This is a genomic window from Janthinobacterium sp. UMAB-56, assembly GCF_900095265.1.
In the GTDB taxonomy this organism is placed as follows: Bacteria; Pseudomonadota; Gammaproteobacteria; order Burkholderiales; family Burkholderiaceae_D; genus Janthinobacterium.
Genome location: NZ_LT607663.1, coordinates 155,277 through 176,791, shown reverse-complemented (window position 1 = coordinate 176,791; position 21,515 = coordinate 155,277). Strand labels below are relative to the sequence as shown.

The 21,515-nt window shown below is 63.5% G+C and carries 17 protein-coding genes and 1 pseudogene; 4 read left to right on the top strand and 14 right to left on the bottom strand.

Annotation, left to right across the window (positions count from 1 at the left end; translation table 11 throughout):
- The 12 genes and pseudogenes from K0F85_RS21045 to K0F85_RS20990 form a co-directional block, all read right to left on the bottom strand.
- Positions 1–375: pseudogene (locus tag K0F85_RS21045) on the bottom strand (bifunctional 2-keto-4-hydroxyglutarate aldolase/2-keto-3-deoxy-6-phosphogluconate aldolase); the annotation flags it as partial.
- Complete coding sequence (locus K0F85_RS21040; protein ID WP_257572940.1) at positions 362–1,285, bottom strand: SMP-30/gluconolactonase/LRE family protein; 924 nt, start codon at positions 1,283–1,285, stop codon at positions 362–364. The gene K0F85_RS21040 and the pseudogene K0F85_RS21045, both read right to left, overlap by 14 nt.
- Before the next feature lie 13 nt (positions 1,286–1,298).
- Complete coding sequence (gene araD, locus K0F85_RS21035) at positions 1,299–3,029, bottom strand: L-arabinonate dehydratase (protein ID WP_219117882.1); 1,731 nt, start codon at positions 3,027–3,029, stop codon at positions 1,299–1,301.
- Positions 3,026–4,039, bottom strand: a complete 1,014-nt coding sequence (locus tag K0F85_RS21030) for a 2-dehydro-3-deoxygalactonokinase (RefSeq protein ID WP_219117881.1) — start codon at positions 4,037–4,039, stop codon at positions 3,026–3,028. The genes araD and K0F85_RS21030 overlap by 4 nt, the downstream gene beginning before the upstream one ends.
- Before the next feature lie 84 nt (positions 4,040–4,123).
- Positions 4,124–4,903 carry a hypothetical protein gene (locus K0F85_RS21025; RefSeq protein WP_219117880.1) on the bottom strand — a complete coding sequence of 260 codons (780 nt, stop codon included), beginning with the start codon at positions 4,901–4,903 and terminating at the stop codon, positions 4,124–4,126.
- On the bottom strand, positions 4,900–6,099 hold the full coding sequence (locus K0F85_RS21020; RefSeq protein ID WP_219117879.1) for a DNA-binding transcriptional regulator: 1,200 nt from the start codon (positions 6,097–6,099) through the stop codon (positions 4,900–4,902). Before K0F85_RS21020 ends, K0F85_RS21025 begins: the two co-directional genes overlap by 4 nt.
- Before the next feature lie 129 nt (positions 6,100–6,228).
- On the bottom strand, positions 6,229–7,371 hold the full coding sequence (locus K0F85_RS21015; RefSeq protein ID WP_219117878.1) for a sugar ABC transporter permease: 1,143 nt from the start codon (positions 7,369–7,371) through the stop codon (positions 6,229–6,231).
- A complete protein-coding gene (gene xylG, locus K0F85_RS21010) occupies positions 7,368–8,939 on the bottom strand; it encodes a D-xylose ABC transporter ATP-binding protein (RefSeq protein ID WP_219117877.1) in 1,572 nt (523 codons plus the stop codon). The genes K0F85_RS21015 and xylG overlap by 4 nt, the downstream gene beginning before the upstream one ends.
- 76 nt (positions 8,940–9,015) lie before the next feature.
- Complete coding sequence (gene xylF, locus K0F85_RS21005; RefSeq protein ID WP_374198762.1) at positions 9,016–9,990, bottom strand: D-xylose ABC transporter substrate-binding protein; 975 nt, start codon at positions 9,988–9,990, stop codon at positions 9,016–9,018.
- Between the two features lie 95 nt (positions 9,991–10,085).
- On the bottom strand, positions 10,086–11,873 hold the full coding sequence (locus K0F85_RS21000; protein ID WP_219117875.1) for an IlvD/Edd family dehydratase: 1,788 nt from the start codon (positions 11,871–11,873) through the stop codon (positions 10,086–10,088).
- The gene (locus tag K0F85_RS20995) at positions 11,870–12,637 is read right to left on the bottom strand and encodes an SDR family NAD(P)-dependent oxidoreductase (protein WP_219117874.1); all 768 of its coding nucleotides are present in this window, start codon (positions 12,635–12,637) and stop codon (positions 11,870–11,872) included. The genes K0F85_RS21000 and K0F85_RS20995 overlap by 4 nt, the downstream gene beginning before the upstream one ends.
- Before the next feature lie 26 nt (positions 12,638–12,663).
- Complete coding sequence (locus K0F85_RS20990) at positions 12,664–13,824, bottom strand: fumarylacetoacetate hydrolase family protein (RefSeq protein ID WP_219117873.1); 1,161 nt, start codon at positions 13,822–13,824, stop codon at positions 12,664–12,666.
- 98 nt (positions 13,825–13,922) lie between these two features.
- Here K0F85_RS20990 and K0F85_RS20985 point away from each other — a divergent pair, with 98 nt between their 5' ends.
- The 4 genes from K0F85_RS20985 (at position 13,923) to mmsB (ending at position 18,151) form a co-directional block, all read left to right on the top strand.
- A complete protein-coding gene (locus K0F85_RS20985; protein WP_219117872.1) occupies positions 13,923–14,204 on the top strand; it encodes a hypothetical protein in 282 nt (93 codons plus the stop codon).
- Positions 14,205–14,254: 50 nt separating this feature from the next.
- Positions 14,255–15,277 (top strand): multiple monosaccharide ABC transporter substrate-binding protein, encoded by a 1,023-nt coding sequence (gene chvE, locus K0F85_RS20980; protein ID WP_257572943.1) that lies wholly within the window; start codon positions 14,255–14,257, stop codon positions 15,275–15,277.
- A 113-nt stretch (positions 15,278–15,390) separates the two neighbouring features.
- Positions 15,391–16,932 carry a multiple monosaccharide ABC transporter ATP-binding protein gene (mmsA, locus tag K0F85_RS20975; RefSeq protein ID WP_219117870.1) on the top strand — a complete coding sequence of 514 codons (1,542 nt, stop codon included), beginning with the start codon at positions 15,391–15,393 and terminating at the stop codon, positions 16,930–16,932.
- Positions 16,922–18,151: a multiple monosaccharide ABC transporter permease gene (gene mmsB, locus K0F85_RS20970; RefSeq protein ID WP_219117869.1), complete on the top strand. Its 1,230-nt coding sequence runs from the start codon at positions 16,922–16,924 to the stop codon at positions 18,149–18,151. The genes mmsA and mmsB overlap by 11 nt, the downstream gene beginning before the upstream one ends.
- Before the next feature lie 168 nt (positions 18,152–18,319).
- On the opposite strand, the gene K0F85_RS20965 is transcribed toward mmsB, so the two are convergent.
- Complete coding sequence (locus K0F85_RS20965; RefSeq protein WP_219117868.1) at positions 18,320–19,954, bottom strand: NAD(P)/FAD-dependent oxidoreductase; 1,635 nt, start codon at positions 19,952–19,954, stop codon at positions 18,320–18,322.
- Complete coding sequence (locus K0F85_RS20960; protein ID WP_219117867.1) at positions 19,954–21,465, bottom strand: polyamine aminopropyltransferase; 1,512 nt, start codon at positions 21,463–21,465, stop codon at positions 19,954–19,956. The genes K0F85_RS20965 and K0F85_RS20960 overlap by 1 nt, the downstream gene beginning before the upstream one ends.
- Positions 21,466–21,515: the final 50 nt, after the last annotated feature.

Genomic DNA, 21,515 nt, shown 5'->3' with positions numbered 1-21,515 from the left:
CTGCAGGGCCGTGACGATCTCCGTCGGCGTCATCGCCCCCGGCATGGCCAGCACCTGGTAGCGCTGGCACAGCGTAATGGTCTCCACGTTGACGCCGGGCGAGATGATGAACTGGGCACCGGCCAGGATGGCGGCGCGCGCCGTTTCCGTATCGAGCACCGTGCCCGCCCCCAGCAGCACGTCATGACCATGGCGTTCGCGCAGGGTGCGCAGCACACCCAGGGTATCGGGCGTGGTAAACGCCACTTCCAGGGCCGTGATGCCGCCGGCGATGCACGCCTCGGCGATCTGCACGGCCGCCTGCGCCGAAGTGGCGCGCACGATGCCGACCATGCCCCGTTCGAGGATGCCTTCGAAAACCCTATGCTTTTGCATCTTTTCTCTCCTGTCGGGCCGGCAGGGCGCCAAAGCGCACTTCCGGCAAACCGCGCACGTCTACCTGGCGCGCATGAAACAATCCCCCCGCCAGCGGTTCGCTCGCCAGCTGCACCGGCGTCAAACTCTCCTGAGCGGTGGTGACGAACAATTCATCGTAGTGCGGCCCACCCAGGCTCACGCAGCTGGGCTGCGACACAGGCAGGGCTACCGCGCGCTCGACGCTGCCGTCCGGCGCGAAGCGCAGCACGCGTCCCGCCCCCCATTGCGCGCTCCACAGGTGGTCGTCCGCATCGATGGTCGCGCCATCGGCGGCGCCCGGTCCCGGATCGAGCACGGCAAACACGCGCACCCGGCTGGCGTCGCCCCCCAGGTAATCGTCCCAGCGGTAGATCGCCTTCTTCATCGAATCGCAAAAATACATGGCCGTGCCATCGACGCTGAAGCAGATGCTGTTCGAAATGGCGATCTGCGGCAAGGGCAGGCGCTCCAGAGTCAAGTCCAGGTTGAGGCGGTAGAAGCTGGCGATGGCATCGCGGCACGGGCGCTCATCGAGCGTGCCGAAGACAAAGCGTCCCTGACGGTCGCAGCGGCCATCGTTCAGGCGCGTCATGGGCAAGTCCCCCTCCACCGTGTGCAAGGGCGTGATGGCGCCGCTGCGCGCATCAAACCATGCCAAGCCGGAAGCTAAGCCCAGCAGCAGCACCTCGTCGCTGTCCGTCAGCGCGAAGCACGCCAGGCGTTCGGGCATGGCCCAGCTCTGGCGCTCCCCTGTGGCCAGCATCAGCGCATGCAGCTGGCAGCCTTCGATATTCGTCCAGAAAACGCGGCCGCTGCGTTCGCACCAGCGCACGCCCTCGCCCAGGAAGTTCTGCGCATCGACCAGTAATTGGGCCCGTGTCCCCATCATTTTTCCTTGTTTTTCAGTGTGATTCGCGTGGAACTGCCGAGCCTCGGCAGCCGACCAGGAAATCCAGGTCCGCGCCTTCGTCGGCCTGCGTCACGTGCTTGATGTACATAGCCTGGTAGCCGCCCTTCATGGCCGCTTCAGGGGCGCGCCACGCTTCGCGCCGGCGCGCCAGTTCGGCTTCGTCGACGTCCAGGTGCAAACGCCGTCCCGCCACGTCCAGTTCTATCATGTCGCCATCGCGCACCAGTGCCAGCGGCCCGCCCACGGCCGCTTCCGGCGCCACGTGCAGCACCACCGTGCCATAAGCCGTGCCGCTCATGCGCGCGTCCGAGATACGCACCATGTCGCGCACACCCTGCTCCAGCAGTTTTTTCGGCAATCCCATATTGCCCACTTCGGCCATGCCCGGATAGCCCTGCGGGCCGCAATTTTGCAGCACCATCACGCAACTGGCGTCGATATCGAGCGCGGGATCGTCGACGCGCTTCTTGTAATGCTCGATGCTGTTGAAGACGACGGCGCGGCCACGGTGCTGCATCAGTTCGGGCGAAGCGGCGGAAGGCTTGATGACGGCGCCGCGCGGGGCCAGGTTGCCATGCAGGACGGCGATGCCGCCTTCGTCCTTGAATGGCTGCGCCAGCGGCGTGATTACCTCGGGATTGAAATTTTCCGCTTCGGCCACGTTGACGGCCATGCTGGCGCCCGTGACGGTGAGCGCCTCGCCATGCAATTTACCCAGCAGGTCGCGGATGATCACGGGCAGGCCGCCCGCATAGTAAAAATCTTCCATCAGGTACTGGCCCGACGGCATCAGGTTCAGCAGGCAGGGAATGTCGCGGCCCAGGCGGTCCCAGTCGCCCAGGCGCATGTCCACGCCGATGCGCCCGGCAATGGCCAGCAAATGGATCACCGCATTCGTCGAGCCGCCGATGGCGCCGTTGACCATGATGGCGTTTTCAAACGCTACGCGCGTCAGTATCTGCGACAGTTTCAGGTCTTCATGCACCATGTCGACGATGCGCCGGCCCGTCAGCTGCGCCTGCAGCTTGCGGCGCGCATCGACGGCGGGAATGGCCGCGTTGCCGGGCAAGGTCACGCCCAGCGCTTCAACCATGCTGGCCATGGTGGACGCCGTGCCCATGGTCATGCAGTGGCCGGCGGAGCGCGACATGCACGATTCGGCCTGCTTGAATTCGCTTGAGGTCATGCGCCCGGCGCGCACGTCTTCGGAAAACTTCCACACATCCGTGCCCGAGCCTATCGGTTTGCCGCGATAGTTGCCATTCAACATGGGGCCGCCCGACAGCACGATGGTGGGCAAGTCCACGCTGGCCGCGCCCATCAGCAGCGCCGGGGTGGTCTTGTCGCAGCCCGTCAGCAGCACCACGCCGTCGATCGGGTTGGCGCGGATCGACTCCTCGACATCCATGCTGGCCAGGTTGCGGAACAACATGGCCGTCGGGCGCAGATTCGTCTCGCCCAGCGACATGACGGGAAATTCGACGGGAAAGCCGCCCGCTTCGAGCACGCCGCGCTTGACCATCTCGGCCAGGTCGCGGAAATGGCCATTGCAGGGCGTCAGCTCGGACCAGGTATTGCAGATGCCGATGACGGGACGGCCATCGAAGGCGTCGCCGGGATAGCCCTGGTTCTTCATCCAGCTGCGGTGAATGAAACTGTCCTTGTCGTCGCCGCCAAACCACGCTTGCGAACGCAAGGGACGCTTGTTATTGTTGTCACTCATACGGTCTCCTGCGGGGAAATCAAGCCGCGTGCAGCGGCGATCAGCAGCGCACCGTGACCGGCCAGATTGGCCTGCTGCTGGTCGTCGACGATGATGCGCTTGCCATAAAAAAATCCGTGTTCTTCGATCAGCAAGCCGAGCGCCTGGCGCAGCATGGGCTTGCCGGTAATGACGAGCGGGGTGTCGGGCCGCATCTGGATGGCGGTGCTGTTGCGCAGCGCCAGCAAGTCGCCGCTGAGGACGGCGCCCATCAGAAAATTGGCCCGCTCGTTGCATTCGACAGCGCTGAACTGGCCCAGGGTACGCACGCTGAAGCAGGCGCGCGCCAGCCCCGTTTTTTGCGCCGCGGCGGCGCCGGCCAGCAGCATTTTCGGCACCAGGCTATGGGCAAAACCACCATCGACCGATTGCTTAATCAAGGTGTGCTGCGTGATCGCCTGCAGCAGCTCGCCCGCGATGGTGGTGCTGCAGCCGAGGATGCGGCGCTGCTCGTCCACGCTAATCAGTTTGGTATGCGAACCGGGCATGATCAAGGTCGCCGCGCCCCGCAATTGCAGGCGCTCAAGCAGCGCGACGACTTCCGTCTCTTCGCCGCGCATCATGTCCATCGCCTCGACGTTATGCAGGCCGACGGCGCCATGCTGGTTGCGCACGCCGGGGATCAGCCACAGGGGCTGCGCCAGCACATCGGGCAAGTCCACCGCCTGCATGCCTTGCGCCAGCTGCGCCAGGCCGGCGGGCGCCGGCAGATGCGGCACGTCCTGCACCCCCATGGGCGAACTGATCATGCCCGAAGCCAGCGCCAGGCCTACCTCGGACGGCGCGATGCCCGCGCTGGCCAGCACGCTGGCGATAGTGTCGCGCAGCGCCTGTTTAAGCGCGCCGTTATGGCCATCGATGGCGGTATTGCGCACGCCCGTTTCCAGCTGTGCCTGGGCAACGACGGCGCCTGCGCGCCACAGCAAGGTGCGCGTATTGGTGGTGCCGGCATCGATGGTGAGTATGTTCATGGACAGGTTCGCAGCGTCGGTGAGGGAAAAAATGAATGAGGGAAAAACTACCTCATGGTAGAACTGCCCTGCATATCTGACCAATCACTTATTTGACATCATTGATACCGGTTCGGATATGTCAAACGCGTCGATATCCTGCACGCCCAAACGGTAGGCGAGCTTGAAGCGCATCACCTGTCCCGGCTGCATTTCCCCACCCTGCGCCAGCAGGGAAAAACAGCGCGCATCGGAATACAGATGGCAACTGTCCTGGGTACTGGAAAAACGCAGGACCCGGCCGGAAGTGGGATCGGCCACCCGCGCCGCCTCGCGCAGCTGGCCGCTGCCCGTCCAGTAAAAGTCATGCCGGAATCCCGGCAAGTGCACCAGCGCCGGCCAGGCCAGGCGCGAAGCGAGCGGCGCCGGCTGGCGGAAGTCAAACGCGCTGCCCGCCACATCGAGCGCAGCGTCTCCCGTATGGCCGCCGGGCCAAGGCCAAGGCCAGTAACGGTCGGCAGCCAGGCGCAGCACATGGTCGCCCACGCTGGCCCCCCTGCCCTGCAGATTGAAGTGGGGCGCGGCAAGAGAGAAACGGGAAACCGTTGCGGCCGTGGCGACGCAATCGAGATGCAGGCTGCCATCCTCGTCGAGTTGGTACGCCAGGTGCACCGACAAGCCGTCTTGCGCCAGGCGCAAGTGCAAGTGGCCGTCGTCCGATGGCGCCCACTGCCAAGCCGTGGGCGCACGCGCCGCAGGGGGCGCCGCGCCCAGCACATCGGCCAGGCGGCCATAGCGGTCGGGCGCCCACCAGGTCCGCATGCTGGCATCATGCGCATCGATGGCCACAAGCATGCCGCGCGCATTGCGCAGCAGATGCATCATGGCGCCTGTCCGGGTGCTGGCGGTGGCCGGCTGCGCTGCTGGAATTCGCGCGGCGTGCAACCGAGTTCGCGCTTGAAGACGGCATGCATGTACTGCACCGTGGTAAAGCCGCAACGCACGGCCACCTCGGCCACCTGTCCCGGCTCGCGCGCCAGCAGGGTCTTGGCCGCATCGAGCTTGAAATGCAGGATCTCATCGTGCACGCTGCGCCCCAGCTCGTGGCGGAAATGCGCTTCGAGCGAGGAACGCGACACGCCCACGTAATCGGCCACCTGCTCCGTCTTGATGCCCTGGCAGGCGTACTGGCGAATGAAGTGGCGCGCCTGCATCACCTGCGGATGCTGGAAGGGCTGGTGGCGCGTGGAAGCGAGCACGTTCAAGCCGGCCGGCGGTACCAGGATGCGCGTGCCGGACAGGCGCGCGCCGTTGAGCATCTGGTGCAGCAAATGCGCCGCCGTGCGGCCCATTTCCTGCGTGCCCTGGATCACGGAACTGAGCGGAATACGCGTGAGCATGCGCGCCAGCGGATCGTTGTCGATACCGATCAGGGCGACTTGCTCCGGCACGGCGATGCCCGCATGCATGCACGCTTGCAGCAACTGGCGCGCGCGCGCGTCGCTCACGGCGATGATGCCGACGGGTTTTTCCAGGCTGTTGAGCCAGGCAATCTGCTGCTCCACCGCTTCGTCCCACGAGGGCGCGCTGGTGGCCACGCCCCGGTACACGTCGGCGCGCATGTGGTCGCGCTGCATCAGCGCGCAAAACGCGGTTTCGCGCTCTTGGGCCCAGCGGTTGACATCGGCCTCGGGCAGGCTGAAACAGGCAAAGCGGCTCAATCCCGCTTCCACCAGATGCTCATAGGCCAGCTTGACGATCTTGAAATTATCGGTCGCCACGTATGGGATGCCGGCAGGGTAATCCTCGGCGCGCGCATATGATCCGCCCACGGCCACCACGGGCAGCCGGCTGTGCACCAGCGCCGCGCAGACGGCGGGATCGTCGAAATCGGCGATGATGCCGTCGCCCTGCCAGCGTTCGATGCCGGGCAGGCGGCAACGAAAATCCTCTTCCAGGAACAGGTCCCACGACACCCGCGTGGTGTTCAGGTAGGCGGCGATGCCCGCGATGATGTCGCGGTCGTAGATTTTATTTCCGTTAAACAGCAGCGCGATCCGGTGCGCGGTCGGTAACTTCATGCTGATGTCTCCTCCATGTGGCAGCCAGGCCTTTCGGGGCCTCGAAAAACCGTAGCGAGCGGTCCAATATCGCCTTGAGTAGCGCAGAGGCGATAGTGGGACGCGCAGCAGGTTTGTCGAAGTTCCCCGCTAGCGGCGTCCGGCACGCGTGCTAACATCGACCCACACGGCGAGGGTGAGGATACTGCCTTTCACGATCATCTGCCAGTAGGTGTCCACGTCCAGCATGGACATGCCGTTATCCAGGCTGGCCATCACCAGCGCGCCGATCAGGGCGCCGTAGACCGTGCCCGAGCCGCCGCGCATCGAGGTGCCGCCGATGAAGCAGGCGGCGATGGCATCGAGTTCACTGAAGGTGCCGGCCGAGGGTGAACCGGCCGCCAGGCGGCCCGTGTTGATCAGGCCCGCCAGCGCGCACATCAAACCCATGATGCCGAAGATCCACAGCTTGACGGCTTTCACGTTGATGCCGGACAAACGCGTCGCTTCCATATTGCTGCCCACGGCGTAGATGCGCCGGCCGAACACGGTCTGGCTGGTGATGTAGCTGAACAGCCCTAGCAAGGCCAGCAGCAACAGCACGGGCAGCGGAATACCTTCATAACCGTTCAGGGTTTGCACGAAGGCATACAGCACGGCGCCGATGACGGCCAGGCGCAAGCCGTCGGCCCAGGGCGCCGCCTGCGGCAAGCCATGCTGCGCGCGGCTGGCGCGCGCGCGCCACGTCAAGAAGGCGGCCAGCAGGAACAGGCCGATGCCCAGCACGACGCCGGGCAAGGCTGGCAGGTAGCCCTGCCCCAGGTAAACCATAGTCTCGGAGACGGGCGCGATCGTGCTGCCGCCCGTGATGCCCAGCAAGATGCCGCGATACGCCAGCATGCCACCCAGGCCCACGATGAAGGACGGGATGCCCCGGTAGGCCGTCAGGTAGCCGTTGAGCAGGCCTATCACCAGGCCGCAGCCGAGTACGGCCGCCAGGTTCAGCGCCAGCGGCCAGTGCTGCGTCACGTCCAGCACGGCGGCGATGCCGCCCAGCAGTCCCAGCATGGAGCCGATCGACAGGTCGATCTCGCCGGCGATAATCACCAGCACCATGCCGCAGGCGAGTATGCCGGTGACCGACATCTGGCGCAGCAGGTTCGACAGGTTGCGCGGCGTGAGGAAACTGCCCTCAGTCTTCCACGAAAAAAAGGCCCAGATCAGCGCCACGGCGATCAGCAGGGCCAGCATCTTGTATTGGGTGAACAGCTGTTTGATACTGTGCGGTTTCATACTGCGGCTTCCTTGTTTGCGGTAGGGGCGGCTGGCGCCGGGCGCTGGTCCAGCGCCGCTGCCAGCACGGTTTCCTGGCTCAGGCCATCGTTGATAAAGTCGCCGCGCAGGCGGCCTTCGCCCATCACCAGCACGCGGTCGGACACGCCCAGCACTTCGGCCAGCTCCGACGAGACCATGATGATGGCCACGCCCCGATCGGCCAGCGCCAGCATCAATTTATAGATTTCATATTTGGCGCCCACGTCGACGCCACGCGTGGGTTCGTCGAGGATCAGGACGCGCGGGCGCGTCAGCAGCATCTTCGCCAGCACGGCCTTTTGCTGGTTGCCGCCCGACAGGCTCGTAATGGGCAACGACGGGCTGGCCGCCTTCAGTTCGAGCTGGGCGATTTCGCCGCGCACGGCCGTCAATTCCGCCTCGCCATCGATGCGCGTGGCGCGCGCAAATTGCTCCAGCACGGCCAGGGTGATGTTCTGCCCCACGTCCAGGTCGGGCACGATGCCGTGATGCTTGCGGTCTTCCGGCACCATGGCCAGGCCCATGGCAATGGCCTTTTGCGGCGAGCCGGTATCGATCTGGCGGCCATCGAGCCACACTTCGGCCTGGCACGGCCCCTGGTAGGCGCCGAACAGGGCCGAGACGAGCTCCGTGCGACCCGCCCCCACCAGGCCGGCAATGCCGAGGATCTCGCCCTTGCGCAGGGTGAACGAGACATCGTCGACCCTCTTGCGCTGCGGGTTGTCGGCATCGATGCAGCTCACGTGGCGCGCCTCGAACAGCACCTCGCCGATCGCATCTTTTTTCGTACGCTGTGGATAAAGCTGGCTCATTTCGCGGCCCACCATCTGCGCGATGATGCGTTCCACATTCATCTGCGCCATCGGCGTGGTGGCGATATGCTTGCCATCGCGGATGACGACGATGGTGTCGCAGATGGCCGCCACTTCATCGAGCTTGTGCGAAATGTAGATGCAGGTGACGCCCTTGGCTTTCAGCGCGCGCAGGATATCGAGCAGCACGGCGATTTCCGACGCCGTCAGCGACGACGATGGCTCGTCGAGGATCAGCAAGCGCGCATTCTTGTTGAGCGCCTTGGCGATTTCCACCAGCTGCTGATGGCCGCCGCCGTAATTCATCACGGGCTGCGCCACGTTCAGTTCGGAGATTTTCAGTTCGCGCAGCAGCTCGTCGGCGCGCTTGTACATGGCCGCGTAATGCATGCGCCCGCCGGGCAGGGTGAGCTCGCGGCCCATGAAGATATTCTCGGCCACCGACAGCTGCGGCACCAGCATCAGCTCCTGGTGGATGATGATGATGCCGGCAGCTTCCGTGTCGCGGATCGACTGCGCGCGCAGCGGCAGGCCATCCCACAGGATGTCGCCATCCCAGGTGCCGTGCGGGTACACGCCGGACAGCACCTTCATCAGGGTCGACTTGCCGGCGCCATTCTCGCCGCACAGGCCGATGCACTCGCCGGCCCGCACCTGCAGGTCGATGCCATCGAGCGCGCGGACGTCGCCAAACTGTTTGACGATGCCTTTCATTTCAAGCAGATATTCAGACATCTGAGCTCACATTCATTCACCAGGAAGATGTAGGTCGGCTTAGCGCTCAGCGCATAAGCCGACATTGCGCGGTAAATCAATTACCCAGTTGCGCCTTGGTATAGAAGCCGTCGTCGACCAGAATATTCACATTCGCCTTGGTCAGCGGCGTTGGTTTCAACAGCACCGTGCTGACCTTTTTCAGGCCGTTGTCATAGCTCGAGTTGTAGGCCGGCTTTTCATTGCGCGCCAGCTGGATGGCCAGCCTGGCCGCTTCCGATGCGATGGTTTTCAGGGGCTTGTAGACGGTCATCGACTGGGTGCCGGCGATGACGCGTTTCACCGCCGCCAGGTCGGCATCCTGGCCCGAGACCGGCACCTTGCCGGCCAGCTTTTGCGCTGCCAGGGCCTGGATGGCGCCGCCGGCCGTGCCGTCGTTCGAGGCGACGATGGCGTCGATCTTGTTGCCGTTGGCCGTCAGCGCGTTTTCCACGATGGACAGCGCTTCGGTGGCGCTCCAATCCTTCACCCACTGCTGGCCAACGATCTTGATGTCGCCCTTGTCGATGAACGGTTTCAGTACCTTCATCTGGCCTTCGCGCAGCATCTTGGCATTGTTGTCGGTCGGCGAGCCGCCCAGCAGGTAGTAATTGCCTTTCGGCTGCAGCTTGGTCACGCCTTCGGCCTGCATCTCGCCCACTTTCTCGTTGTCGAACGAGATATACGCGTCGATATCGGCGTTCAGGATCAACCGGTCATACGACAGCACCTTGATGCCGGCCTTTTTCGCTTCCTTGACGGTATTGTTGAGCACCGTCGCATTGAACGGCACGATCACCAGCACGTCCACGCCGCGCGAGATCAGGTTTTCGATCTGCGAAATCTGGCGCTGTTCGCTGGCGTCTGCCGACTGCACGAAGACCTTGGCGCCCTGCTTCTCGGCGGCGGCGATGAAGAAATCGCGGTCGCGCGTCCAGCGCTCCACGCGCAAATCGTCGATGGAAAAGCCGATCTTCGGGTTTTTCGCATCGGCCAGGGCGGCGCTGCTGCTCAATGCCAGCATGGCGGTCATGATGGCTGCACTGATGATCTTGTTCATTACGTGTCTCCTTGTTGGATTTTTTAGCTACATTTTTTAACTGCGGGGTACAACGAACAACAAATAAACTAATGATTGTGGCGCGGCAGCGTTTGCCCCACGGCGCGGTATTTCAGCGCCAGCTCCATGCAGGCGCCCGTTTCCAGCTGGCCCACGCTGGCGCGGTACATCTCCTGCCACGGCGTGGCGCTATCGTTGACGGGCGGCGGCAGCTCCTTGGCGCGGCGCGCCAGTTCAGAGGCGTCAACCAGCATGTCGCAGCGGCCCGCGTTCAAGTCCACGCGGACGATGTCGCCCGTGCGCAGCAGCGCCAGGCCGCCACCGACGGCGCTTTCCGGCGAGGCGTTCAGGATCGAGGGACTGTCCGAGGTGCCCGACTGGCGCCCGTCGCCCAGGGTCGGCAAATTCAGGATGCCCGCCTTGAGCAAGGCGTCGGGCGGCTGCATGTTGACCACTTCGGCCGAACCGGGCCAGCCGACAGGACCGGCGCCGCGCATGACCAGCATGCAGCTGTCGTCAATCGCCAATGCCGGGTCATTGATGCGCGCGTGATAGTCGGCGGAGCCGTCAAAAACGATGGCGCGCGCCTCGAACACACCCTCGCTGCCGGGACGCGACAGGTAGCGCTCGCGGAAAGCGGGCGAGATCACGCTGGTCTTCATGATGGCGAAGTCGAACAAATTGCCCTGCAAGGCCATGAAACCGGCCTTCTCCTTCAGCGGCGCGGCAAACGGGCGGATCATCTCGCGGTCCGCGCTTTCACGCCCGGCCAGGTTCTCCGCCATCGTCCGGCCCGTGACGGTGGGGCGCTCGGCATGCAGCAAACCCGCCTGTTGCAACTCCCACATCACGGCAGGCACGCCGCCGGCGCGGTGGAAGCGCTCGCCCAGATACTTCCCGGCCGGCTGCATGTTCAATAGCAGCGGCACGTCGTAGCCATGTTCCATCCAGTCGCTCGAGTGCAATTCCACGCCCGCATGGCGCGCCATGGCCATCAGATGCGGCTGGGCGTTGGTGGAGCCGCCAATGGCCGCGTTGACGATGATGGCGTCCAAAAACGCTGCACGCGTGAGGATGCTCGACGGGCGCACGTCGTCATGCGCCAGGCCAACGATGCGCCGCCCCGTTTCGTAGGCGATCTGGCCCCGCTCGCGGTACGGCGCGGGGATGGCCGAACAACCCGTCAGCGACATGCCCAGCGCCTCGGCCAGCGCATTCATGGTCGATGCCGTGCCCATGGTGTTGCAGTGGCCGGCCGACGGCGCCGAGGCGGCGGCGATCTGCAGGAATTTGTCATTGTCGATCAAGCCGGCAGACAGCTGGCGGCGACCCTTCCAGATGGCCGCTCCGGAACCCACCAGTTCGCCGTCCATCCAGCCGTCGAGCATGGGACCACCCGACAGCACGATGGCGGGAATGTCCACCGTGGCGGCGGCCATCAGCTGGGCCGGCGTGGTCTTGTCGCACCCCGTGGTCAGCACCACGGCGTCGATCGGGTAGCCATGCAGGATTTCCACCAGGCCCAGATACGCCAGGTTGCGGTCCAGCGCGGCCGTGGGACGGCGGCAGTTTTCAAAGATCGGATGCAGCGGGAATTCCATCGGGATGCCGCCCGCATCGCGGATGCCGTCGCGCACGCGCCGGGCCAGTTCCAGGTGGATGCGGTTGCAGGGACTGATATCACTGCCGCTTTGCGCGATGCCGATGATGGGCCGGCCCGAACGCAGCTCCTCGGCCGTGATGCCGTAGTTCATGAAGCGCTCCAGATACAGGGCCGTCATGTCGATGTGCTCGGGATTGTCGAACCAATCCTGCGAGCGGAAGCGCCGCGCCGCGCGATGGCCTGGGGTACTCATGCGCCGTACCAGCCTGCGTCGACATAGTATTCACGTCCCGCGCACTTGGCGGCGTTGTCCGAGGCGAGGAACAGCGCCAGCGCCGCCACGTCATCCGGCTCCACGCGCGTTTGCAGGCATTGTCCCTGCAGGATCACGGCTTCCGCTTCCGGCGTATGCCACAGCCGCTCCTGGCGCGGGGTGCGCACGGCGCCGGGAATGATGCAGTTGACGCGGATGCCGTCGACACCCAGGTCGCGCGCCAGGCCACGCGTCAAGCCCTCGATGCCGGCTTTCGCCGTCATGTAGATCGACAGCTTGGCTTGCGCCAGGTGCCAGGAAATCGATCCCAGGTTGAGGATCACGCCGCTGCCCTTGGCGCGCATGGCAGGCACCACTGCCTGGGCGCAGAAATACTGGTGGCGCAAGTTGACGGCGATGCGCTCGTCCCAGTAGGCGGGCGTGACGTCCTGCAACTGATGACGGTCGTCGTTGGCCGCATTGTTGATGAGGATATCCGTGGCGCCCGCGCTGTGCTCAATCTCGACGAAGGTGGCGGCCAGCGCACCCAGGTCCGTCAGGTCGCAATAGCGGAAAACAGGCGGCTGCGGCAAGTGTGCCAGCTTTTCCTGCAGCGCCAGCGACGGCTCACGGGCGATGTCGAGAAAGGTGACGTGGGCGCCCTGGCGCGCGAACGCCTCGACGATAGCCACGCCGATGCCGGTGCCGCCGCCGGTGATGACGACGCGCTGACCGGCCAGGCTGGGGTAAGTTGCATGCTGCATGGAGTCTCTCTTTTTAAAAAATCGGATCAAAGCAAGCCGCGACGGGCCAGGTTCTGGTACAGCGCGCGCACACCGAACGTCCAGGGAGGGATCGCATCGCAGCGCTGCACTTCGTTGACCAGCGCGCCCAGCGCGGCGCTGGCGATGGTGACCCGGTCGCCCAGGTGGTGCGTGAAGCCACCGCCCTGCGCACCACGGTCCTTCACGGGCGAAAACATGGTGCCCAGGAACAGCATGAAGCCGTCCGGATACTGGTGGTACTGGCCTGCCGTCTGGCGCACCAGGTCGAGCGGGTCGCGGCTGATCTCGCGCATGAAGCTGGCGCCTTCGAGCACAAAGCCGTCGTCCGCGCCTTCGATCAGCAGCGACACTTCCGCCTGGCGCACGGTGTCGAGCGTGAAGTGCGCGTCAAACAGGCGGATAAAGGGGCCGATGGCGCAGGAGCCATTGTTGTCTTTGGCCTTGCCCAGCAAGAGGGCGCTGCGCCCTTCGATGTCGCGCAGGTTGACGTCGTTGCCCAGGGTGGCCCCCAGCGCCTCGCCCCGGCTGTTGACGGCCAGGACGATCTCCGGCTCCGGGTTGTTCCAGGCAGACGATGGCAGCAAGCCCACTTGCGCGCCGCAGCCCACCGAGGACATCGGCTGCGCCTTGGTAAACACTTCCGCATCGGGGCCAATGCCCACTTCCATGTATTGCGACCAGGCGCCGCGCTGCTGCAGCTGCTGTTTCAGCCGCTGCGCCGCATCCGAACCGGGTTTCAATGCAGACAGGTCGCTGCCCAGTGTCATTTGCAGGGCGGCGCGCAGGCTCGCCGCGCGCGCCGCGTCGCCGCCCGCCTGCTCTTCGATCACCCTTTCGAGCAGGCTGACGGCGAAAGTCACGCCGCAGGCCTTGACGGCTTGCAGGTCGCACGGCGCCAGCAGCAGCGGCTCGCCGGCCGGCGCTGCCAGCGCCTGCTCCAGCAGCGCCTGCACGGGGCCTAGCGCGATACCGGGCGCATGGCGGGCGATATCGATGGCATCGCTGCGTTCAAACAGCTCGGCCACCGTCGCCACCGTCTGCGTGAGGTCGACCACTTCGCCGCCACGCACGGCGACGACGCATGGACCGTCACGCCAGATACGGCCGATGAGGGTGGCCTGCGCCAGGTCGGCGGGCAACAGGGAGGCGGGGGAAATCGGCTGCATGGCAAGCTTTCAAAAGGTCGTGACGGGAAGGCTGGTCTTCAAGTTCGGACCGATTCTGCGCGCCGCCCTGTATCGCTGCAATTACGAAAATCACCAAATTGAATGATGATTATTGGTATTGCAGCGCACCAAAAAAAGCCGCCGACCGGCCGCCGTTCGCGCCCTGTCTGCAGGCGAAAAGTGGCGACATGGCGCATCGCATCAATCGGTCCGGCGATATCGTTTTGGATATCGCCGATGCGAAAAAAGTGATTGGTGAGGGATGGATGGACAAACTAGTATCAGCCGTGGCCTGCAATCGGCCATCCGCACGGAGCCCGCCCACTGGGACGACGGCCCTGGCACATTCAACTATCGAAGACGGTGGAGACCTGAAATGAAAACAACAATGAAAATGCTGACCGCGAGCCTGGCGCTGGCCATCTCCGGCATGGCCGTAATACCCGTGGCAAGCGCCGCCGACAAGGGCGCGATCGGCATCTCGATGCCGACCAAGTCGTCCATGCGCTGGATCGCCGACGGCGACAACATGGTCAAGGTATTCAAGGAGCGCGGCTACAAGACGGACTTGCAGTTTGCCGACGACGATATCCCGAACCAGCTGGCGCAGGTGGAAAACATGATCACCAAGGGCGCCAAGGTGCTGGTGATCGCCGCTATCGACGGCACCACCTTGTCGAACGTGCTGCAAAAGGCGGCCGACAAGGGTATCAAGGTCATTTCATATGACCGTCTGATCCGCGGCACGAAAAACATCGATTACTACGCCACCTTCGACAACTTCCAGGTCGGCGTGCTGCAAGCGGGCTATATCGAATCGGCGCTGAAACTCAAGGAAGGCAAGGGCCCGTTCAATATCGAACTGTTCGGCGGCTCGGCCGACGACAACAACGCGCACTTCTTCTACAACGGTGCGCTGTCGGTCCTGAAACCCTACATCGACAGCGGCAAGCTGGTGGTGCGCTCGAAACAGATGGGCATGGAAAAGGTCGCCACCCTGCGCTGGGACGGCGCCGTGGCGCAGGCGCGCATGGACAACCTGCTCAGCGCCTACTACGGCAATGCACGGGTCGACGCGGTGCTGTCGCCGTATGATGGCTTGAGCATCGGCATCCTGTCCTCGCTCAAGGGCGTCGGCTACGGCACGCCGAAACAGCCCTTCCCCGTCGTGACGGGCCAGGATGCTGAAATCCCGTCGGTGAAATCGATCATCCGCGGCGAACAGGCATCGACCGTGTTCAAGGATACGCGCGAACTGGCCAAGGTAACGGCGAACATGGTCGACGCGATGATGAGCGGCAAGACGCCGGCCGTCAACGATACCAAGACCTATAACAACGGCGTGAAAGTCGTGCCGTCCTACCTGTTGAAACCGGTCACCGTCGACAAGGCGAACTGGAAGCAGGTGCTCGTCACCGGCAGCGGCTACTACACGGAAGCGCAAGTGAAATAAGCATCCACGCTACTGAAGGCCCGGCGCTGCCGGGCCTTTCGCTTCACGCACGATCAAGAACAAGACTGCCGCACGACCGATGCCGACATGCGCGGCCGTGCCAGAGAGGTTATATGACGAACACTATCCTGGAAATGCGCGGGATACGCAAAACATTCCCGGGCGTCGTTGCGCTCGACAATGTCAACCTGCGGGTACGCAGCGGCGAGATCCACGCCATCGTCGGCGAAAACGGCGCCGGAAAATCCACCCTGATGAAAGTGCTGAGCGGCGTCTACGGCCATGGCAGCTATACGGGCGACATCGATTACCAGGGCCAGACGCGGCACTTCCGCGGCATCAAGGACAGCGAAGAAATCGGCATCATCATCATCCACCAGGAACTGGCGCTGGTGCCGCTGCTGTCGATCGCAGAGAATATCTTTCTCGGTAACGAACCGGCCAGCATGGGCGTCATCGACTGGGAATACGCGCAAACGAAGACGCGCGAACTGCTGCACAAAGTCGGCCTGAAAGAATCCCCGGACACCCTGATCACCAACCTAGGCGTAGGCAAGCAGCAACTGATTGAAATCGCCAAGGCACTATGCAAGGACGTCAAGCTGCTGATCCTCGACGAGCCGACGGCCAGCCTGAATGAAAGCGACAGCGCGGCCCTGCTCGACCTGCTGCTGGAGCTGAAACGCCAAGGCATCGCCTCGATCCTGATTTCGCACAAGCTGAACGAAATTTCAAGAGTCGCCGATGCCATCACGGTGCTGCGCGACGGTAATACCGTCGACAGTTTCGACTGCCGCGTCGAAGCCGTCAGCGAAGACCGCATCATCGAAAAAATGGTCGGGCGCGAGATGGCAGACCGCTATCCCCCGCGCACGCCGACCATCGGCGAGACCATTTTCGAAGTGCGCGACTGGCGCGTCTTCCATCCCGAGCATGCCGACCGCCCCGTCATCAAGGGCATCAACATGCATGCCAAGAAGGGCGAAATCATCGGCATCGCCGGCTTGATGGGTTCAGGGCGCACGGAACTGGCGATGAGTATTTTCGGACGCGCCTACGGCCAGCGCATCAGCGGCACGGTGCTCAAGAACGGCCAGGAGATCGACGTCAGCACCATCGGCAAGGCGATCGCCCATGGCCTCGCGTATGTCACGGAAGACCGCAAGGGCCTGGGCCTGATCCTCGAGGAAGACATCAAGAAAAATACCAGCCTGGCCAACCTGGACGCGGTATCGACCCGCACGGTCATCGACGAGGCGCGCGAATTCGGCGTGGCCGACGAGTTCCGCCGCAAGCTCAAGATCCGCTGCTCGAGCATCCTGCAAAAAGTGGTCAACCTGTCCGGCGGCAACCAGCAAAAAGTGGTGCTGGCGAAGTGGCTGTTTTCGCGCCCCGACATCCTGATCCTCGATGAACCAAGCCGCGGCATCGACGTCGGTGCCAAATACGAGATCTACAGCATCATCAGCGAACTGGCCGCCGAAGGCAAATGCATCATCATGATTTCCTCGGAAATGCCGGAATTGCTGGGCATGTGCGACCGGATCTATGTCATGAACGAAGGCCGCTTCGCGGCCGAACTCAGCGCAGCAGAAGCATCGCAGGAGCGAATCATGCGCGCGATCGTTACACACGGAGAAAACAATGGACAATAAACTGACAGCGGGAGCGGCGCCAGGCACGCCGGCAACAACAACGCCAGCCGCAGCGCCGGAAGCGAAAAGCTATGCCGGCTTTTTGAAGAACAATATGCGCGACTACGGCATGCTGCTCTCCCTGATCGTCATCATGGGATTTTTCCAGTACACCACTGACGGCACCCTGATGCAGCCGCTGAACCTGACCAACCTGGTGCTGCAAAACAGCTACATCGTCATCATGGCGCTGGGCATGCTGATGGTCATCGTAGCCGGCCATATCGATCTGTCCGTCGGCTCGGTGGTCGGCTTTGTCGGCGCGCTGGCGGCCGTCCTGATCGTCAACTACCACATGAATTTTGTCGCCGCCAGCATTCTCTGCCTGCTGGCCGGCGCCGTCATCGGCGGCGCGCAAGGATATTTTGTCGCCTTTTTCAAGATTCCGTCCTTCATCGTCACCCTGGCCGGCATGCTGGTATTCAAGGGCCTGACCCTGGCCCTGCTGGCTGGCCAGTCGGTCGGCCCCTTCCCGGAAGGCTTCCAGATGCTCAGTTCGGGCTTTTTGCCCGACCCGTTCGGCGGCGAAAACCTGCGTGGCCTGTCGCTGCTGCTGGGCGTGATCGCTGCTGCGGCGCTGATTATCACCTCGCTGCGCAGCCGCGCCAAGCAACTGAAACACGGCATGGAAAACGAACCGCGCGCCTTCTTCCTGCTGAAAAACGCTATCTTCGCCGCCGTGATGGTGTATTTCAGCTACCTGCTGGCGTCGTACCGTGGCTTTCCCAACGTGCTGGCCGTGATGTCGCTGCTCATCGTCGCCTACACCTTCATTACCAACCGCACGGTGCTGGGCCGCCGCGTGTATGCCGTGGGCGGCAACGAGAAAGCGGCGCGCCTGTCCGGCATCAAGACGGAGCGGGTCAGCTTCTACACCTTCGTCAACATGGGCATGCTGGCCGCGCTGGCGGGCCTGATCTTCGCGGCGCGCCTGAACACGGCCACGCCTAAGGCTGGCACGGGTTTCGAGCTGGACGTGATCGCCGCCTGTTTCATCGGTGGCGCCTCGGCCTCGGGCGGCGTGGGCAAGGTGATGGGAGCCGTCATCGGCGCCTTCATCATGGGCGTAATGAACAACGGCATGTCCATCATGGGCATCGGCATCGACTACCAGCAGGTGATCAAGGGCCTGGTACTGCTGGCGGCCGTATTTATCGATGTGGTCAACAAGAACAAGTAGACCGGTTCGAGCCTTAGGGGGCTCTGGCCGGCGCTTGCGCCGGCCTTTTTTATATATAACGTCGGACAAAAGCGTAGCGAGCGGCAGCAAGTTGTGGCTGAGAAGCGCAGCTGTGCTTTAGCACAGTGAGCATCGCAGGCCACAAATTGCGACGCGCAGTAGCTTATGTCAGACGTTAGCGGCCAGCCGTGCCGCCCGATCCCCCCACCACGCCGCTTCCTCGAACACGGAAAAGCCCGACAGGTCGGCATGCGCGAACAGGATCGCACCGTCATGCTCGCGCAGTGCCTTCAAGCCCGCGTTGCTGCGAAATCCCGGCAAGGGAGCTGCCATGGCGTGGCCGCGCACGGTGATGTCGACGCGCTCGACGCAGCGGGCAAAATCGCGTCCATACGCCGTTTTCAGGTCGACGCTGGCCAGCGCCAGCAGATCCTCAGGCGTCGCCGTGTCGAGCCATTTGCGGGCTGCCTGCGGCGTGCGGTCGGACAGGGCCACATAGGCACTGAAAACGGTTTTCTCGGGCGGACGCACGCGGATATCCTGGTGGGTCGAGACCACATAGCCGAGGCCCGGTTCCTGGTACACCACGTTATCCCAGCACAGGGGCGCATGCGGCAGTTCATCGGGAAAGCGCTTGAGCAGGAAGTTGGCCACCATCCATGGCGCATACGCGGGGGTATGGCGTTTGGCGTCAAAACCATAGTCGGCGATATTGTTTACCACGCGCGCCGCCACATGCAGCGGCATGGCGCAGATGGCCTTGCGTGCCTTGACCAGGTAGGTGCGCGGCTGGCCATCGGCCAGCTCCAGACACAGCGCCTCGATGCCGTTGGCCGTCGTCGTGAGCGAGACCACCGTGCCCGCATGGCGCTGGACTTGGGATGCCTGCTCCATGGCCGTGGCCACGGGCTGCATGCCGCCCGGCCAGGTCAGCCAGGCGCCGTTGCCCGCGTTGGCGGCCTGTCCCCAACGGCTGCAATAGTAATGCAGGCCGGCCCAGGCCGAGACCTGGTCATAGCGCGTGCCATAGTCGTCGCGGCAGCAGTAGTTCAGATACCAATGCAAGGTGGGCGAGGTATAACCTTCGCGCTCCATCCACTGTTTCAAGGTGATGGCGTCGAGCGCCTGCCAGGCCGGGTCTTGCGAAGACTCGATGGTGGGGAAAACGAAGATGCGCTTGCCATCGTTGCCACGCGCCTGGCGCAGGCGCCGCACCTCGGCAAAGAAGCGCTCGTGCTGCGCCAGTTCCGCAGGCGGCACGCCTTCGGTGGGGATGAAGCCATCCTGCCACTTGCCGTTGAACAGCAGTCGCTCTTCCGGCGCATGCAGGATGAAGCGCTCGTCGTAAGTGGGCTTTTCCGCCTGCGGATCGCGCTGGATAATCCCCAGATCGAACAGGATCTCGCGCACGTGCGTGGACTCGGGCGAAGGCAGCGGCAAATAGTGGCCACCCGTGGGATAGGCCAGGTCGCCGAAATGCCCGCCGGCCGCGTTGCCATACGGCTGTGGGCCATCGATCATGAGGAAGTCCTTGTGCCCCAGCTTCTTGAGCCGCCAGGCGGCCGTCAGGCCGGCAATACCCGAACCGAGGATGGCCACGTCGGTGCTCAAAGTGCGTGAAGGTGGCGGCAGCGCCTTGCGCTCGCGCAGCACACTGCGCAAATAGTGTCCCTCGCTGCGGCCCGGATACAACACCTTGGGCGTGATTTCCTGCCAGCGCAGATACGCGGCGATGCTGCCGATGCCAGCGGCTGCCGCTGCCGTGCCGCCGGCGGCCCACAACATGAAGGAGCGGCGCTGCATCAGCGGATCACCCGGTTCCAGTCCTGCTCGAATTCATGCACGAGCGACTGCGTATTCAAGCGATTCGGCGCCATCGGCAAGGGCTGCATGTCGGGCGGGAAGATGAACATCTCGCGCGTGGTGTCGGCATTCAGGTAGCGCATGGGCAGGCGGTAGCTGGTGGGCGGTTTGTAGTCGAGCTGTGGCGAGGCCAGAATAAAGCCCCATTCGCCGAACGAGGGCACATAGGCGTGGTAGGGCCAGGTGCGCATGCCCACTTCGCGCAGGGTCGCATTGATGGTCCAGTAGGCGTGCGGGGCAAAGAACGGCGACGTCGACTGCACTACCATCAAACCCTTGGCCGCCAGGTGCTTTTTCACCAGATCGTAGAAGGGCACCGAGTACAGTTTACCGAGCGCGAAACTGGACGGATCGGGGAAATCGACGATGGCAGCGTCGAACATGTCGCCGTTATTGCGCAGCCAGACGGCGGCGTCGGCATTGACGACGGTGACGCGTTTGTCCGAGAACGAATTGTTATTCAGCTTTGCCAGCTCCGGGCGCGTGGTGAATGCGGCCGTCATGGCCGGGTCGAGGTCGACCACGGTGACGTGTTCGATCTGTGGATAACGCAGGATTTCGCGCAGTGCCAGGCCATCGCCGCCGCCCAGCACCAGCACGCGGCGCGCCCAGGGCAAGGCCTCGAGCACCGGGTGCACCAGCGCCTCGTGGTAGCGGTACTCGTCGCGCGAGGAAAACTGCAAATTACCGTTGATGTACAAACGCGTATCGTCCTTCCAGCGGGTGATCACCAGGCGCTGGTAAGGCGTGGTGGTGGAATACACGATCTGGTCGCCGAACAGGCCGTGTTCGCCCCAGGCCACCATGCGGTCCGACATGGCAAAGCCGGCGATCAGCAGCAGCATCACGGCGCAGGCCCGCAGCAAGCGTCCCGTGAGGTTCTTCAGCTCCGCGCGGAACACGTAAATCGTCCACAGGCCCACGCCCACGTTGAGCATGCCGAACAGGAAACCCGTGCGCACCAGTCCCAGGTACGGCGACAGCACCAGCGGAAACAGCAGGGAGACGGCCAGCGCGCCCAGGTAATCGAAGGTGAGCACGCGACTGACCAGCTCAGAAAATTCCGTCTGGCGCGAGTTCAAGGCGCGCATCACCAGCGGCACTTCCATGCCGACCAGGGCACCGATCAGGAACACCATCACATACAATAGGGTGCGAAATGGCGCGGCCATCCAGGAAAAGGTCATGAACAGGATGGCGGCCGACAGGCCACCGATCAGGCCCACGGCCAGTTCGATGTCGACGAAGCGCGAGAGCACGTCGTCATCGTTTACATATTTTGAAAAGTGAGCGCCTACGCCCATGGCAAACAGATAGCAGCCGATGATGGTGGAAAACTGCAGGATGGAGTCGCCGAGCAGGTAGCTGGACATGGCGCCGGCGATCAGCTCATACGCAAGGCCGCAGGAGGCGACCACGAAGACGGACAGGATCAGAATTTTTTTGTTCATGGGCCTTTTTTTTGTTCTAATATGCGTTGACGTTATCAAATACTCATTGC